The following is a 15,154-nucleotide window of genomic DNA, read 5'->3' as shown; positions in this document are numbered from 1 at the left end:
CCCTCGGCTTCCGCAACCTGACCAACTACATCGCGAGATCACTGCTCGAAGCCGGCGGCTTCAGGCCACTGCTACACCCTCAATTGCGATGAGCCGCTAATCGGGAGGACTCGGCGGGTTCTGGAGGTGCCCGCGTGTGCAGCCTTTGCGAAACTCACCGGGAGCGAGTCCATTGCCGAGCACTAGGAACTCTCTCGAGTCACGACCCTCGGTGTGATGCGCCGAATGCCCGGCTCAACCTGCCCCTGGATCGACTCAAACAACAGTTCTGCTGCGGTGCGACCCAGTTGTTCGAGGTTGAGATCGATGCTCGAGAGGGTCGGAGACGGGCCGGTCGTCATGACTTCCCAGTTGTCGAAGCCGATGACGGACGTCTGGTGGGGAACATTCCAGCCCGATCGCTGGAGGGTCTCGAGTGCGCCGCGAGAGATCTGGTCGTTGCCGCAGATCATTCCATCGACCTCGGGGTATTGGTCAATCACGCGCTGTGCTGCCCCGCGGCCCCACTGTTCTGACCACGCACCAAACTGCGCGGACCCCCCGACGAGCTCGAGCCCCGCGGCCTCCAGCGCACTCGCTATCCCTGTGGCGCGCTCTTGAGCCGCCGTGTAGGCGGCATCGCCCGAGATGTGCGCGATCCTCTGTCGCCCGGCGGAGAGGAGATGACTCACGGCGTCTCGGCCGGCCTGCACATCGTCGGGGACGACGGACACATCGGTCGTGTCGGTAGACGGCGCGTATGCGTAGATGACCGGCACCGGAATTCTTCCGACGAGGGGAGGCCTGGCGTCGGTTCGCGCTCCGACAACGATGATCCCGTCGACTTTTCGTCGGAGCAGAGCGTCCAGGTGGTACCGCTCTCGAATCGCGTCCCCGCGCGCATCGCAGAGAAAAACTGAGACCTGCCCGGTGCCGAACGCGTCTTCCGCGCCCATCAGGATGGGCAGGCTGAATCGACCGTCGAGGTCGTCGGCGATGAGGCCCACGGTGCCGGTTTGCCCGCTCGTCAGGCTGCGTGCCGCCTGGTTCGGGGTGAACGCTAATTCCGTGGCGGCCGCAAGTACCCGATCCCGGGTGCTTTCTCGCACATGGGCCCTCTCGTTGAGGGCCTTGGATGCTGTTGCGATCGACACGCCCGCGAGCGTGGCGACATCTCGCAGCGTAGCTCGACGCGCTTCGCTCTCGCCTTCGGGCGCGTCGGTCGTGCCGGTCGTCGTGGTCATGGTGTTCTCTTCCGCGGTGGTGGACGGTGGCGGTGAAAAGCCGCACGACACATCTTGGGCCATTTTCGGAAACTTTTGCAAGACTCGATTTCACCACCTTGACTAGACCGCAATTGCGGTGCTAGCGTTCCGAAAACGGTTTCGGAGTTTCCGCAACCGTCGGCACGGTTCCCCACCGAGCCCTGTCCATCAACGACGATCACAGACAGGTGAGATCACATGAAGCGACACTCCGTTTCTCGACCCAGGAGGGCGCTCGCAACGGGCGCCGTGCTGGCTGCCGGGGCCCTTGCCCTCGCCGCGTGCACGCCCTCCGCAAGTGAGAATGGCGGCACTGCCGATCCCGGCACTCCCTCCACCAGTCAGACCATTAGTGTCTGGCACTACTTCAGCGACGAAAACCAGGTGCAGATCCTCGAGGATTACAAGGAGATCTTCGAGTCCGCCAACGGGGGAGTCACGGTCGAGAACGTCTTCGTTCCTTACGACCAACTCAACCCTCGTCTGATCTCGTCGGCTGCCAGTGGCTCGGGCCCCGACGTTGTGGTTTTCAACGGCGCCGACGCGGGCACCCTCGCCCTCGGCGGCGCGCTCGCTCCGATGACCGGTTACTGGGACTCGTTCGCCGACGCCGGCCAGTTCCCCGACTCCGTGGTGCACCGCCTCGATGGCGAGGTTTACGCGGCTCAGGGCTACGTCAACTTGCTCGGCCTGTGGTACAACGCCGAGATCCTCAACGAGATCGGCGTCGAGCCTCCAACCACGCTCGACGAGCTTAATGACGCCATGGATGCGGCGGTCGCGGCAGGATACGCCGGCATCACCCTGTCGGGTCTGCCGAACTCGCAGGGTGAGTGGCAGGCGTACCCGTGGCTGACCGCCTTTGGGTTCGATTACGCCGACCCGCAGGTCGAGCCACTCGTGGACGCCTTCACGATGGTTCAGAGGTGGACGGAGTCCGGTGCGCTCACCCGCGAGGCCGTCACGTGGGACCAGACAGTGCCGTTCCAGACCTTCGCCGCTGGTGGTGTCGCGTTTGCTGAGAACGGCAACTGGCAGCAGGGCACAGCAGCATCAACGGCCGGTTTCGAGTATGGAGTCGTGCCGCTGCCGATCGGCTCGAGCGGTCAGGTCTATCTCGGCGGTGAAGGCCAGGCGATCGGCGCGTTCAGCGCGAACCCCGATCTTGCGTGGCAGTACCTCGAGCAGACGTACTTCAGTTATGACGGCGGTGTGATCGCGGCAGACCTCGTGGGCAGCATCCCGTCCCGCCTGGACGCGGCGGGCGACGATGTTGTGACGTCAAACTCGCTTCTTGACGCCTTTGCCACGTCGATCGCGAACAATGGCGGTAACTATCCGGCGCCCGCGGTGCCGGCGGAAGCCGTCGCCGACCAACAGCTTGAGGTCGGCCAAATCTGGAGCGCCGTCATCGGCGGCCAGCTGTCACCCGAAGACGCAGCTCAGCAGATGGTCGACCTGCTTGCCGGATTGCTGTAGCGCGCGATGACGTCCCCTCGCGCATCCGAGTCGCTCCCCGCCAGCCGCATGACAGGTTTCGGCGCCGCCGGATCCTCGTCTGTCGCTGGGTCCTCCGGTGGGCGTCGGATGCGCGGGGGGCGCACTCCGGGAACGGCGCGGCTCTCGTACGAGAGCCGAAAGCGCCGAACACAGCTTCTCTTCGTTGCCCCCGCCGTCGTGTTCTTGGCCGCGTTCGCGGTATTCCCGATCATCCAGCTCTTCCGGATGAGCGTCAGCGACGTGCGCGTGAGCAATCTCGGTTCCGACTGGCAGTTCGTTGGCCTCGAGAATGTGGTGCGCAACCTGGGCCAGGGCGCCTTCGGCGGTGTCGTGGTCAACACGCTCTTGTTCGTCGCGATCGTCACGACGATCGGGCTGATCGGAGGGCTTGCCGTGGCGATCCTCCTCGCAAAGTCTGGGCGGTGGTCCGCCACGATCCTGGCCCTACTCGTGTTCGTTTGGGCTCTCCCGCCCGTTGTCAACGGCAGTGTCTGGAAGTTCCTTCTCGGCACTCAGGGGCTCATCAACAGCGTGCTACTTGACCTTGGGTTGATTGATTCGGCAGTGCCGTTCCTTTTTGACGATCGGATCGCTCTGTTGTCGGTCGCCATGGTCAATGCCTGGGTGGTGATTCCGTTCAATGCGCTCGTTTTTCGGGCATCGATCATCAGCATCCCAGCGGAGGCGTTCGAGGCCGCACGCGTCGACGGGGCTTCTCGCTGGCAAGAGATTCGGTTCATTACGATCCCCGCGGTTCGTCCCACGTCCCTCGTGTTGTTTGTCCTCACGGTGGTCTACGGATTCCGGTCGTTCGATTTCATTTACGTCATGACCTTCGGCGGGCCTGGCACCGCCACGACGACGTTGCCGTTCCTCGGATACGTGCAGGCGTTCATCCGTTTCGATTTCGGGCTCGGATCGGCGACTGCTGTCATCGCCGTCCTGATGGTGGCGGTGCTCGCCGTCATCTACTCCCGAAGTGTTCGCCGAGAGGAGATCGGCTGATGCGTCGCAGACTTCTTGCGGAGCCGGTGGCCGGCCCTCTGCGTTTCGTCGTCTTTGTGATGTACGCGGTACCGCTTCTGTGGATCATCCTGACGTCGCTTAAGTCGCCTGCCGATGTGATTGGTTCGCAATCGTCGTTCTTGTTCGAGCCCACATTCGACGCCTATGTCACAGCCCTCCAAAACGTCGGTCTGTATACGGCGATGCAGCAGTCACTCGTGATTGCGACCGGCACGATGGTGCTCGTTCTCGCGATCGCCATTCCCGCGGGATACGGCCTTGCGCGCGTCGACTCGCGCATCACGACGGTTGTCCTCGGCCTGTTGATCGTGTTGCAGATGATGCCTCAGACCGCGAACGTCATCCCGTTGTTTCAGTTGTTCGGCCAGTGGGGTCTCTTGGACACGAACCTTGGCCTCATCATCGCCGACTCGGCGCTGCTGACTCCCTTCGCCATCCTGCTGCTGCGACCGTTCTTCCGGTCGGTGCCGACGGCGCTGGAGGAGGCCGCCGCTATCGACGGGTCGTCAGTCGTGCGCACGTTCTTTTCGGTGGTGTTGCCGCTCGCGCGAAACGGCATCGCAACAACGGGAACACTCATCTTCCTGCTGGCCTGGGGAGAGTTCTTGTACGCCGTGAACTTCTTCTTGACCCCGATCAACTATCCGCTCAGCGCCCTTCTCGCCTCGCAGGTGTCTGCGTTCGGAATCAACTGGCCGGGCCTCATGGCCCTGGCAGTGATCACGTCGATTCCGATCTTGATTCTTTTCCTCTTCACCTACCGCTTGTTGCGCGAGGGCCTCACCCTCGGCGCGGTCAAGTAGCGCCCCCACGCGTCATATCTGCCAGTTCGCCCCGACGAGAGAGATCCCTTCATGTCTACGTCTGCATTTGCCCGCACCACCATCGCATCGCCCGTGAGCCCCAGCAGGGGTGTCTTGTCGCCTGTGGGTTCCGACGCGGTTCGCATTTCGGGAGGGTTTTGGGCTGACCTGCAGAGCCTCAATGCGTCGACGATGATCGCGCACTGCGACTACTGGATGGAGCGCTTGGGCTGGATCGGCAACTTTGATGCCGCCGTCGAGGGTCGTCTGCCAGACGACCGCCGCGGCCGCGAGTTCTCTGATTCGGATGTTTACAAGCTGCTCGAGGCGATGGCATGGGAGCTCGGCCGGCAAGCGAACTCAGATCTCGAGCAGCGCTACTCAGCGATCGTGGCGCGTATTGCACGGGTGCAAGAAGCGGACGGATATCTGAACACAATGTTCGGGCGTCCCGGTCAAGCGCCTCGATACTCCGACCTCGAATGGGGCCACGAGCTCTACTGTTACGGGCACCTCATGCAGGCTGCGGTGGCTCGGGCGCGCACTGCGGGGGAGGACGAGTTGGTACGCATCGCTCGCCGTGCTGCTGACCACGTGTGCGAGGTATTCGGGGAGGGCGGTATTGAGTCGGTTTGTGGTCACGCTGAGATTGAGCCAGCACTGATCGAGTTCGGCCGTCTGCTCGGTGAGCAACGCTATGTCGATCAAGCTCGCCTGTTCCTCGAGCGGCGCGGTACGCAGGTGCTCGAGGACATTGAATTTGGTCGACAGTACTTTCAGGACGACGTCACAGTGCGTGACGCCGAGGTGCTTCGTGGTCACGCGGTTCGCGCGACATATCTGCTGGCTGGTGCGATCGACCTCGCCATTGAAGACGACGACGACGAGCTGCTGAGCGCCGCTGAACGTCAGATGCGACGCACGCTTGCCCGCCGCACGTACATCACGGGCGGGATGGGCTCACATCATGAGGGGGAGTCGTTCGGCGCAGACTTCGAGTTGCCTTCGGAACGTGCGTATAGCGAGACCTGTGCGGGCATCGGCTCGATCATGGCGAACCACCGGCTGTTGCTGGCGACAGGGGACTCGTTCTTCGCCGATCAGGTCGAACGCGCGCTGTTCAACGTGGTCGCGACGTCTCCGAGTGAGGATGGTCGGTCGTTCTTCTACACGAACACTCTGCATCGATCGGCCCCCGGGGTCGTCGCCGCTGCGGACGAGGTGAGCCCGCGCGCCGCGGCAAGCTTGAGGGCTCCGTGGTTTGCCGTTTCGTGCTGCCCGACGAATGTCGCGCGCACCGTTGCATCACTGGGCGCCTACGTGGCGATGAGCGATGGGCAGGCGGTCTACCTAGCGCAGTACGTCGCGGGGGAGGTGAGCGCAGAAACTGAGGGCGGCGAGGTCATCCTTGACGTCGATACTTCTTACCCATCCGAGGGCGTTATTTCGTTCACGGTGACGTCGGCACCGTCGGGCGGTGCCGAGTTGGTTCTTCGCGTGCCAGGCTGGGCGGGTGGCGCTACTGTGCAGGTTGACGGTGAGGCGTCGAGCGCGGACCCGGGCTGGGCGCGAATCGCGCGGCGCCTCACGGTGGGAGATCGTGTTGTCCTGACGTTGCCAATGGCCACTCGGGTGAGTCGAGCAGACCAGCGGATCGACGGGCTGCGGAACCAGGTCGCGTTCGAGCGCGGTCCTGTCGTGCTGTGCGTCGAACGTCTCGCGTCTGAGGAATTCGCCGTCGACGATCTGAGAGTCGCGGGGGAGCCACGCGACACGGTTGATGGCCCGGTCCTTCCGGTGCGAGCCGTGACTCATCACGACGCGGAGTGGCCGTTCGGTGCTGCTGTCGGCGCATCGCCCTCCGTCGAGGCGTCGGTATTCGAGGTGCCGCTGATTCCGTACCACCGCTGGGGTAATCGAGGCCCTTCGACGATGCGGGTCTGGATGCCCGTCGGGTAAGCACGCCCCTACCGCCGCTCTATCACCCCGACGCCCGAGTGGTAGTACGCGACGCTGCCGTGCTGCGCCCCGGTCATGGTGATGACGTAGCTGCCGTCGACGCCTCGCGCGTACCCGGTGGTCACCCACTCGTTGTCGGGAGCCAGCACGCGCCCGTCGGGTGCCACGTGTGCGTGCCCGCTGCCGACGGCGTAGAGCGCGTCGGGTGCGCCGCCCGCAGAGAAATTGTTGATGACGTACACGATGTGCCGAGCTCCATGCTGAGCCGCACGAACTCACTCTGGGCATCCGCAAACACTGGAGCCTCCACGATGGCCGCATTCGGTGCCCCGATGACGGCCCCGTCGCTGACGACCGCATCCTGATCTATGGATGCTGTACTCGCCCCCGTCGCGGAGGCCACGACCGCGCGCGTCACGTCGGGCAGGGCGGGCAGTGTGAGCCCGAACCATCCGTTGGCGAGGATGATCGCACTGGAGGCGAGGGCGAGACCGCCGAGGGCGACGCCGGTGCGCGCCATGCCCCGCCGCCGGGCGAGGCCGACCCGCCACGCGCGAAGAGTGCTGATACCGAGGGCGACGGCGATAAGCCCGATGGTCGAGAGCAGCACGGTGTAGCCGCCCTCGCCGGCGGGCCACGAGATGGCGGCGGTGGCGAAGGCGATGACGCCGACGATGAGTGCCGCGAACCCGTGATCGCGCGACGCGCTTGATCGGGTTCGCCGCGGGCGCTTCGCCCGCAACCCGCGACTCGCCAGCCCGGTCGCGGCGGTCGTCGCAGACGGTGCGGTCGCCGCGGCACTGCCGTACTGGTAGCCGCCGCTGGGCGTCCAGTCGCGCGGCCCCGGCTCGCGGCGAATCGGCTCTGGACTCACGACGACTCCTCACTCTGGGTCTCGTCATGTTTAGCGGCCTGCACTGACATGCGCGAGGCCTCGCCTGCAGATGGCCCCCAAACTGGGGCCACCCCACCCCTCGCCACTCCCGCCCGCCCCCTCGCCTTCCTGAACCCTGCTCGATACCGTCGAGGGATGCCCCGCATGCACCCGACCCGCCTGAGCGACAAGGCGAACCGCAGCGAGCGCATCCTGTTCACAGCCTTCGAAGGCATCCAGGACAAGAACGACTGGGTCATCCTTACCGGCCTCCAGCTCGCCCAGCACGTCGCCGGCCTTTCCGGCGAGGTCGACGCGATCGTCATCGCCCCGAACCGCGGAATCCTGCTCATCGAGGCAAAGACGGCCGAGCACGTCGAGTACCGCGACGGCGAGTGGTTTCTGGCGAAGAACCCCGCCCCGACGAAGAATCCGCTCACCCAGCTTGACGGGGCCCGCCGCAGCATCCGCCACTTCTTGAGACAGCGCGACCTCCTGCTCGGCGACGAGCCGATCGCCCGCCTCGTCTGGTTCACGAACCTGGGCCGCTGGCAGTTCGACAACGCCACCCCGGGCGACCTGACCTTCTTCGAGTGGGAGCTCGCCTGGGCCGACGACCTCACGCACCCGGCCGCGCTGGTCGAGAAGACCCTCGACGCCCACAACGCCTGGTTCGGCGAGGCCGAGAACGTCGCCGTCGACCCCACCAGCCTCACCCCCGAGCACGCGAACAGCATCGCGGATGCTCTGCTCGCCTCCTTCACGGCCGTCACGTCTCCGGCCGATCGCCGCCGCCAGCGTCTCATCGACGAGCGCGCCCTGCTGGAAGAGCAGGAGTTCGCGCTCGAACTGCTCGAGATGAACAGGCACGTGTTCTTCGACGGGCCGGCCGGCTGCGGCAAGAGCTGGCTGGTCGCGGTCTCCGCACGCCGCCACGCCCGCGCGGGCCGCCGCACCCTGCTCACCTGCTGGAACCTCCTCATGGCGGACGAGCTGCGCGCCATGGTCGGGTCCAGCGGCCTCGACCTCGAGGTGGCCGACCTGAACGCCGTCATGCTGCGCGTGGCGGGCCTCGACGCGAACCCGCCGGATGCCGACGACGCCTGGTATCGCGGCGAGTTGCCGCAGCGGGCGCTCGAGGCGCTGGAACAGCATCCTGAGCGGGGCAATTTCGACGCGATCTGCGTCGACGAGTTTCAAGACATTGCGGGCGTTCCGGTGCTGATGCGGGTGCTCGCCGCCCTCACGACGGGCAGCGACCCCGCTGCAGCGCGACTCGTCTTCGCCGGTGACGGCGGCCAGCAGATCATGCGCGCCCGCGACGACCGCGCCGACCCGCTGGCGGAGGCCCGACTTCTCGCCCCGGCGCTCGTGCACGCGCGGGTGCGTCGCAATTGTCGGGTGGCTCCGCGGCTGTTGCAGGCGATCAGTCGCACGCTGGCGCGCCCGCTCGACCATTCGTGCGACCGGATGCCCGCCTCGACTCCCAGCTCGCTGCAGGTCGACGAGGTGGCCAACGGCCGCGAGCTGCCGGCGCTGCTGACCGCCCTGAAGCGGCTGGGCGAGTGGTACGAGCCGGAGGACATCGTGGTGTTGAGCCCGTTCGGCCCGCAGTCGTCGCTGGTGGGCCGCTTCCTCGCCCGCGAGCCCGAGAATAAAGAGGAGCGGGCCCTGCTCGAGCTGCTCACGGGGGAGCGCCCGGTCGCCTGGCGCTCGATCTTCAAGGCGAAGGGTCTGGACGCCGCGGCCGTCGTCGTCACGGACGTCACCGCCGAGGCGGCGGCCTGGGCCGACGAGCACAACCTCAGCTGGAACGACCTGCTCTACGTCGGCATGACCCGCGCCCGCTACGCCTGCACGGTGCTGCGCGGCGAGGGCGCCCCCTGGCGCCTCGCCACCGACAGGATGCACGTGCCCCATCGCGAGGGAGTGCGCGTTCTCGGCGGGGCCATGCAAACCCCTCTCGGCATACTTCGTCCCGGTCAGCCCTTGGCGTAGGTCGTCGGCGGTGCGGCGCGCGAGAGCGACCGTGTCTGCCGGTGCTTGGGCTGCAATCACGAGCTGTTCGTCGAATTGATCGAGCAGGAACGTCAGCCTCTTGCGGTCTGACCCTCGAAGATCGGCCACGATGGGTTCGACGTCAGTGATGCAGGCCAACAGCGTGATGGCATCGAGGAGGTGTCGGCCGCGGTCTCTTCCGTCAACGAGTAGTGCAGCCGCTTTGAGCACAAGCGCTCCGTGGAGGTTCGGAACGGGTACGTCGAGGGCATTCCCCGTACCGTCGAAACGCATCAGTTGAAGTCGACTCATCGCCTGGTGCCCACCGTTAATCTCCATGACGTCTCGACGGGCATATCGCGGGGGTGGTCGTTCATGATCGGGCACCATGAGGTCGACCACGTTTGCTCCTCTGGTGAAGCGGTACGCGTACGCCGTCGATTCGTCGAGCGTGTAGCCAAGTGTGTTGAGCGCTGACGCCGACGCACTGTAGTCGGCAACCCCTGCTTCGATGCGGACAGCAACGTCGACATCAATGGTCACTCTGACGGTCTCGACACCGACGGCAAGAGCATGCGCCTGCACCATGAGTCCGCCGACTAGTGCCCAGCGTTCGACGGGAAGCGCTGTGGCCAACTCGAAGACTCGCGGCCACGGCTCGCGTCAGCCTCCGGGCGGATACGGCACGAGCAATTCGTCGGTCACGCGAGTGCGGCCTGTCGAGCCTCGATGCGCCGCCGTGCGGCACTGCTCGTGCGTTCGTCTCCGTAGGCGTACTGCGTGATGTCGGCGACGATGCCGGGTGCGGTCGTCGCGAGTTCAACCACCAGCAGATTGCCGTCGTTGTCTGCAAGCAGTCGGGAGCGTCGCGCCAGTGCCGCCGCGTCTTCCGTCACTTTCACGGAGAGACCCTCGCCGGTCGAACTCAGCCCGTCAGCTGCGTCTGTTTCGACCATCGTCGAGACGGATTGCCCGGTCGCTCGCCACAGCGTGACGCGCCCGCCCAATACGTGCAGGGCAAGTTCTGCCGCGGAAACGCCGCGCAGCCTTGCGCGCAACCGACTGCGCTGGCTGCCTCTGATGAGCTCGGTGTTGCCATGCTCGAGCAGCTCGCACGCCGCGCGCACTGTCTCGTCGTTCCAGCGCCGTCCGCGCGTTGCTGAGCGGCTGAGGGCGACGAGTGAGCGCCCTGACACGATGGTGCGCCCGGCGACCGTGCGGTGGGTGACGCGGCCGCTCTGTGCGAGTCGTTGCACTTGGCGTTGGCTTACGCCGAGCTGCTGTGCCGCAGCGCGCGTCGTGATGTCCATGACATATATCGTCTCTTAGGCGACAATTTATGTCAATGTGAGCCTTCGCACACGCCTGCACCGTGCTGCGCGGCGAGGGCGCCCCCTGGCGCCCCGCGAGCGACCGGATGCACGTGCCCCATCGCGAGGAAGTGCGCGTTTTCGGCGGGGCCGGCGCTGCGGTGGTGGCGGCCGCCACTGCTGCGCGGAGGCCCGTGTCGTGATCATGGCGGGACGGTAGACCCAAACTCCGACATGCATCCCGTAGCTGTTGTCAGGCAGGTGCCGTATGGTACTCGGGTACCAGCGATCGTTCTGATGGGGGAGATCAATGGCAACTGCACCGCTGAAGGTTTCGCCAGAGACCGACCGTCTCGTCAGCGAGGTTTCGCACTACTTCGGCCGCACGAAGAAGGATCTGGTCGACGCTGCCGTTCGTGAGTACGTCGAGAACCACCGAGATGAGATCGCTGCGGCCGTGCGGGCCTCGCTTGCGCGTCTCGACGGCACGCTCCCATCGATCGTCAGTGAGATCACGGGCTTCTCGCGTGACGAACTCGAAGAGCTCGGCGGATTTGATGACGGAGGTCACCGCCAGCCTCCCGGCATGACTCCTTCGGTTGCTGGCGCCCGCGCTTAGCCCGCGACTTTCGCGCTGACGAGCCGATTGAGGCTGATGCCTTGCTCGGCGGCTTCGATCGCGAGTGTGCGGTGGAGGGTTGGCGGGATACGGAGTCGAAACTCGCCGCTGTAGTGCCGGTCGGCGAGCGGTTCGGGAACCGGCTCGCCATTGGCCTGAAGATCTGCGACGACTTCCGCGACTACGTTCCGCAGCTTCGTCAGGGCTACGGTCGGGTCGGCATCGAGCCACGACAACGATCCGAATTCGGCGACGGTCGCGACGTACTCGCCGTCTTCGGGCGACCAGGTGACGCGGTAGGTGTAGTGGTCGTCACTCATCGGCGGTGCCCTTCTCGGAGTCGTGTGAGGCGGCAAGGTGATCGATGGCCTTGATGACGTGCCGCACTTGGTATGCCTTCGCCGAACCGCCCTGGTTCTGAATGTTCACTCGAGGGTCTCCGGCCCACGGCATCGTGTAGACGACGTGGCTTCCGCTCGACCGTCTGGGTGGGCCGGAGTAGTGAGTGCACACCGCTTGCAGGTCGCTGAACTTAACCGACGTCGGCGAGGCTCGCATCTGCGTGACAAGCCGCTCGATCTTCCTTTGTGGTGTCACTAATGGTACCGCTTTCGCTTCTTTTCTGCCACATCCTCGCGACGAAGATAGGGGCTACCCCCGACATGCGAAGTTTGTGCGCTCGGTCTTGTCAACCACCCCCAAACTGGGGCCACCCCACCCCTCGCCACTCCGCCCCCCACCCTCGCCTTCCTGAATCGCCCTCGATAGCGTCGAGTGATGTCTCGCACCCACCCGTCTCGCTCGCGGTCCTGCCCGCGCCGCCACTGCCGGGTGGCTTCGCGCCTGGTGCGGGCGATCGGTGCGACTCTGTCGCGCCCGGTGGATCGTTCCGCCGACCGGATGCCCGCCTCGCCTCCCAGCTCGCTGCAGGTCGACAGCGTGGCTGAGGGCCGCGCGCTGCTCGCGGGGGAGCGCCCGGTCGCCTGGCGCTCGATCTTCAAATCGAAGGACCTGGATGCTCCGGCCGTCATCGTCACGGACGTCACCGCCGAAGCGGCCGCCTGGGCCGACGAGCACAACCTCAACTGGAACGACCTGCTCTACGTCGGCATGACCCGCGCCCGCTACGCCTGCACGGTGCTGCGCGGCGAGGGCGCCCCGTGGCGCCTCGCCAGCGACCGGATGCACCTGCCCCATCGCGAGGGAGTGCGCGTTCTCGGCGGGGCGACCGGCGGAGTTCTGCACCGCTCTCCGATCCCGCATGATTGAGGTGGGACTCGTGGTCGGCCCGCCGAGTACGACGGTCGACATTGATCGTTCAGGTCAAGGCTCTTCTGGGGTGCCATGCGGTCGTGTGACGATGGAGACTCGCGTATCGCACCGCAGATGTCGCCGGTCAGCCATAGGCTTCTCAACCGGGATGCATTCGGCGCATTTTCGAATCTTGAAGGCGGTTGTCGTAGTGAGTGAAGGGTCTGCGAGATATCGACTCTCCTTTACGGCTGGTGGGCTTTTCACCCAAAGCGCGCCCGAAGCAGTGCGGCTGTTCGACAGGCTTCAAGATTGGGCCGTCGTTATTGACGCGCTGGTGGCGGACAATGCGCTTCAGTCCCGGACAGTTGCGAGTGCGAAGCGTTTGGCCAGAGAACTTGTTCAGCGAGTTCACGAATTGACACCGGCAGAGCGCGAGATTCTCCTCGATGGTCTCTCCGAGGAACGGGCGCAACTGATGTGGGTCGCAGCGTGCCGCCGTTATAAGTTCATTGCCGATTTCGCTGAGGATGTGCTTCGCGAGCGATTCTTGCTGATGGCTCCCGACCTTACTGTTGAGCACTTCGAGGCATTTGTGCGGGGCAAGGCGCTGTGGCACCCCGAGCTCGCCGACCTCAAGGAGTCGACCATTCAGAAGCTGCGAACAAACCTCTTTCTGATGATGAGGGAAGCCAATTTCCTGACAGCTCGGGGTCTGATCATCCCGACTGTGTTGTCAACTCGGGTGCGTAACGAACTTGTGAAGCGGGAGTCGAGCGACATCCGTCTCTTGCCCACGAGGGAGGCCTCATGACGATTCAGCAGGTACAGGAGCAGGAGCAGCACCTTCTCTCGGTGCTCGGCAGCCGCCGATTTCTTGAGATGGAAGGGCTCGGCAACGAGGTTCCGTTTTTCATCTACCCCTACGACCCCGAAGACGCTCTCGCCGTTGCAGCAGCTAAGAAGCGGATCAAGAACAAGCTGAAGAATGACAGGGGGGTAACGGTCCTGGAGATCAATCTCTACGACCTCACGGTCGACATGCTCCAAGGTCGGGGGGTTTGGGACCGCCTCCTCGAATTAGAGGTTAGGCAAGGGAAGGACGCCCTCCTGAAGCCGCTCCAAAACATGCTCGATCCCGGTTCGAAGCTAATCCCGGCGATTAGGCAGCGCCTCGATTCAATACCCCACGACATTCTGTTCCTCACCGGCATTGGCGAGGTATTCCCCTACATACGCTCGCATAATGTGCTCAACAATTTGCAGTCTGTTGTGACGAACAAGCCCATGCTCATGTACTTCCCCGGCGACTACAAGCAGTCCGGGGCCGCTGGCTCGTCATTGGTGCTCTTTGGGCGCCTCAAGGACGACAACTACTACCGGGCGTTCGACATCCGGGATCGGGAGGCCTGACCATGAAACTTCATGACATTTTCGAGAAAGACATCACACGCCCGATCGATGGGGTGATCAAGGCCGATGACGCCACTCACCTTGGTACGGAGGTCGAGGAGTACGTCCTCACGAATGAAGCAGAGAAGGCACTCTCCAACCTCCTTGAGGATTACACGAACTACACAAACGCTAATGGCGTGTGGATTTCAGGTTTCTTCGGTTCTGGCAAGTCGCACCTCCTCAAGATGCTCGCGCACCTTCTCGGTGATGTCGACGGTCACAAGCTCCCCCGCGCGCAAGTGTCCGAGAGCTTCATGTCCAAGACCAGCGATAACTTCCTCATGGCGTCGCTAAAGAAGGCCGAAAGTATCCCTGCGCGGAGCCTGCTGTTCAATATCGACCAAGTTGCTGACGCACAAGGCGGCGACAAAACGGATGCGATTCTAAAGGTCTTCATTAAGGTCTTCAACAATAGCCGTGGCTACTACGGAATGCAGCCGCACGTTGCTCGATTCGAGCGCGACCTCGACATGAGGGGAGTGCTGAACGAGTTCAAGGACGCCTATCGACGCATCGCGGGCATCTCATGGAATGAAGGCCGCGAGCTTGACGTGTTGGAGGAGCCGAACGTTGCGGCTGCGTATGCAGAGATCACGGGGACAGCAAACGGTGCGCCTGTCAACATCCTCGAGAAGTACCGTGACTCCTATCGCGTTGACATCGACGAATTTGCCAACGAAGTTGTCGCTTGGCTTGACATTCAGGCCCCGGGAACTCGGCTCAACTTTTTCGTTGACGAAGTTGGTCAGTACATCGGCGACGATACCAAGCTCATGCTCAACCTTCAGACGATCGTCGAATCGCTCAACACGAGGGCCAAGGGTCGGGCCTGGGTGTTCGTCACGAGTCAGGAAGCAATCGACCGGATTATCGGTGATCCCACGAAGGCCACTGCGCACGACTTCTCGAAGATCCAGGGCCGCTTCAAGATGCGCGTCAGCCTCTCTAGTGCGGACGTTGAGGAAGTGATCCGCAAGCGGCTCCTCAAAAAGAACTCGGCCGGGACGACTTCGCTTAAGGGGCTCTTCGGACTTTCGGTGGGGGTCATGGGGTGAGGCCGCCGGCGGCGAGGAGCATGCGGAGGCGGTAGTTGTCGCGGTTGCGGAACCCGCGGG

The 15,154-nt window shown here is 64.2% G+C and carries 15 protein-coding genes; 10 read left to right on the top strand and 5 right to left on the bottom strand.

Annotation, left to right across the window (positions count from 1 at the left end):
• Nucleotides 1-182 precede the first annotated feature (182 nt).
• Nucleotides 183-1,223, bottom strand: coding sequence for a LacI family DNA-binding transcriptional regulator (locus tag EV140_RS00525; RefSeq protein ID WP_130280032.1), 1,041 nt, complete (start codon nucleotides 1,221-1,223; stop codon nucleotides 183-185).
• A gap of 219 nt (nucleotides 1,224-1,442) precedes the next feature.
• Here EV140_RS00525 and EV140_RS00520 point away from each other — a divergent pair, with 219 nt between their 5' ends.
• From EV140_RS00520 to EV140_RS00505, 4 genes are read left to right on the top strand one after another with little or no spacing between them, the layout of a single operon-like run.
• The gene (locus EV140_RS00520; RefSeq protein ID WP_130280030.1) at nucleotides 1,443-2,723 is read left to right on the top strand and encodes a sugar ABC transporter substrate-binding protein; all 1,281 of its coding nucleotides are present in this window, start codon (nucleotides 1,443-1,445) and stop codon (nucleotides 2,721-2,723) included.
• A gap of 6 nt (nucleotides 2,724-2,729) precedes the next feature.
• Entirely contained in the window at nucleotides 2,730-3,749 is a 1,020-nt protein-coding gene (locus EV140_RS00515) for a carbohydrate ABC transporter permease (RefSeq protein WP_130280028.1), read from the top strand.
• On the top strand, nucleotides 3,749-4,573 hold the full coding sequence (locus EV140_RS00510; protein ID WP_130280026.1) for a carbohydrate ABC transporter permease: 825 nt from the start codon (nucleotides 3,749-3,751) through the stop codon (nucleotides 4,571-4,573). The genes EV140_RS00515 and EV140_RS00510 overlap by 1 nt, the downstream gene beginning before the upstream one ends.
• A 51-nt stretch (nucleotides 4,574-4,624) precedes the next feature.
• A complete protein-coding gene (locus EV140_RS00505) occupies nucleotides 4,625-6,532 on the top strand; it encodes a glycoside hydrolase family 127 protein (protein WP_130280024.1) in 1,908 nt (635 codons plus the stop codon).
• Between the two features lie 121 nt (nucleotides 6,533-6,653).
• Here the strand turns inward: EV140_RS00505 and EV140_RS00500 are convergent, their stop codons facing one another.
• Nucleotides 6,654-7,406: a hypothetical protein gene (locus EV140_RS00500; protein ID WP_130280013.1), complete on the bottom strand. Its 753-nt coding sequence runs from the start codon at nucleotides 7,404-7,406 to the stop codon at nucleotides 6,654-6,656.
• Nucleotides 7,407-7,562: 156 nt separating this feature from the next.
• Here EV140_RS00500 and EV140_RS00495 point away from each other — a divergent pair, with 156 nt between their 5' ends.
• On the top strand, nucleotides 7,563-9,404 hold the full coding sequence (locus tag EV140_RS00495; protein WP_198674308.1) for an NERD domain-containing protein: 1,842 nt from the start codon (nucleotides 7,563-7,565) through the stop codon (nucleotides 9,402-9,404).
• Nucleotides 9,405-10,105: 701 nt separating this feature from the next.
• On the opposite strand, the gene EV140_RS00490 is transcribed toward EV140_RS00495, so the two are convergent.
• Nucleotides 10,106-10,714, bottom strand: a complete 609-nt coding sequence (locus tag EV140_RS00490) for a hypothetical protein (RefSeq protein WP_130280009.1) — start codon at nucleotides 10,712-10,714, stop codon at nucleotides 10,106-10,108.
• A gap of 310 nt (nucleotides 10,715-11,024) precedes the next feature.
• On the opposite strand from EV140_RS00490, the gene EV140_RS00485 reads away from it, so the two are divergent.
• On the top strand, nucleotides 11,025-11,333 hold the full coding sequence (locus EV140_RS00485) for a hypothetical protein (protein ID WP_198674307.1): 309 nt from the start codon (nucleotides 11,025-11,027) through the stop codon (nucleotides 11,331-11,333).
• Here the strand turns inward: EV140_RS00485 and EV140_RS00480 are convergent.
• Both EV140_RS00480 and EV140_RS00475 read right to left on the bottom strand, forming a co-directional pair.
• Entirely contained in the window at nucleotides 11,330-11,653 is a 324-nt protein-coding gene (locus tag EV140_RS00480; RefSeq protein WP_130280007.1) for a type II toxin-antitoxin system HicB family antitoxin, read from the bottom strand. The two genes, EV140_RS00485 and EV140_RS00480, sit on opposite strands and share 4 nt — an antisense overlap.
• Complete coding sequence (locus EV140_RS00475) at nucleotides 11,646-11,930, bottom strand: toxin HicA (RefSeq protein ID WP_241971221.1); 285 nt, start codon at nucleotides 11,928-11,930, stop codon at nucleotides 11,646-11,648. The genes EV140_RS00480 and EV140_RS00475 overlap by 8 nt, the downstream gene beginning before the upstream one ends.
• A 282-nt stretch (nucleotides 11,931-12,212) precedes the next feature.
• Between EV140_RS00475 and EV140_RS00470 the strand changes: the two genes are divergently transcribed.
• The 4 genes from EV140_RS00470 (at nucleotide 12,213) to brxC (ending at nucleotide 15,094) form a co-directional block, all read left to right on the top strand.
• Nucleotides 12,213-12,602, top strand: a complete 390-nt coding sequence (locus tag EV140_RS00470) for an ATP-binding domain-containing protein (protein ID WP_157985567.1) — start codon at nucleotides 12,213-12,215, stop codon at nucleotides 12,600-12,602.
• A gap of 151 nt (nucleotides 12,603-12,753) precedes the next feature.
• Nucleotides 12,754-13,398, top strand: coding sequence for a DUF1819 family protein (locus EV140_RS00465; RefSeq protein WP_130280003.1), 645 nt, complete (start codon nucleotides 12,754-12,756; stop codon nucleotides 13,396-13,398).
• Entirely contained in the window at nucleotides 13,395-13,997 is a 603-nt protein-coding gene (locus tag EV140_RS00460) for a DUF1788 domain-containing protein (RefSeq protein WP_130280001.1), read from the top strand. Before EV140_RS00465 ends, EV140_RS00460 begins: the two co-directional genes overlap by 4 nt.
• Nucleotides 13,998-13,999: 2 nt before the next feature.
• Nucleotides 14,000-15,094 carry a BREX system P-loop protein BrxC gene (brxC, locus tag EV140_RS00455; protein ID WP_130279999.1) on the top strand — a complete coding sequence of 365 codons (1,095 nt, stop codon included), beginning with the start codon at nucleotides 14,000-14,002 and terminating at the stop codon, nucleotides 15,092-15,094.
• Nucleotides 15,095-15,154 lie beyond the last annotated feature (60 nt).

It is taken from the genome of Microcella alkaliphila (assembly GCF_004216855.1).
Classification (GTDB): Bacteria; Actinomycetota; Actinomycetes; order Actinomycetales; family Microbacteriaceae; genus Microcella; species Microcella alkaliphila.
Note: the sequence above shows the minus strand (reverse complement) of the source record. Positions and strands in the feature narration are given on the sequence as shown.

Excerpts from the sequence above, each read along its gene's own strand:
- EV140_RS00525 (WP_130280032.1), bottom strand. The coding sequence starts at position 1,223 with ATGACCACGACGACCGGCACGACCGACGCGCCCGAAGGCGAGAGCGAA.
- EV140_RS00520 (WP_130280030.1), top strand. The coding sequence starts at position 1,443 with ATGAAGCGACACTCCGTTTCTCGACCCAGGAGGGCGCTCGCAACGGGC.
- EV140_RS00515 (WP_130280028.1), top strand. The coding sequence starts at position 2,730 with ATGACGTCCCCTCGCGCATCCGAGTCGCTCCCCGCCAGCCGCATGACA.
- EV140_RS00510 (WP_130280026.1), top strand. The coding sequence starts at position 3,749 with ATGCGTCGCAGACTTCTTGCGGAGCCGGTGGCCGGCCCTCTGCGTTTC.
- EV140_RS00505 (WP_130280024.1), top strand. The coding sequence starts at position 4,625 with ATGTCTACGTCTGCATTTGCCCGCACCACCATCGCATCGCCCGTGAGC.
- EV140_RS00495 (WP_198674308.1), top strand. The coding sequence starts at position 7,563 with ATGCCCCGCATGCACCCGACCCGCCTGAGCGACAAGGCGAACCGCAGC.
- EV140_RS00490 (WP_130280009.1), bottom strand. The coding sequence starts at position 10,714 with ATGGACATCACGACGCGCGCTGCGGCACAGCAGCTCGGCGTAAGCCAA.
- EV140_RS00485 (WP_198674307.1), top strand. The coding sequence starts at position 11,025 with ATGGCAACTGCACCGCTGAAGGTTTCGCCAGAGACCGACCGTCTCGTC.
- EV140_RS00480 (WP_130280007.1), bottom strand. The coding sequence starts at position 11,653 with ATGAGTGACGACCACTACACCTACCGCGTCACCTGGTCGCCCGAAGAC.
- EV140_RS00465 (WP_130280003.1), top strand. The coding sequence starts at position 12,754 with ATGCATTCGGCGCATTTTCGAATCTTGAAGGCGGTTGTCGTAGTGAGT.
- EV140_RS00460 (WP_130280001.1), top strand. The coding sequence starts at position 13,395 with ATGACGATTCAGCAGGTACAGGAGCAGGAGCAGCACCTTCTCTCGGTG.
- brxC (WP_130279999.1), top strand. The coding sequence starts at position 14,000 with ATGAAACTTCATGACATTTTCGAGAAAGACATCACACGCCCGATCGAT.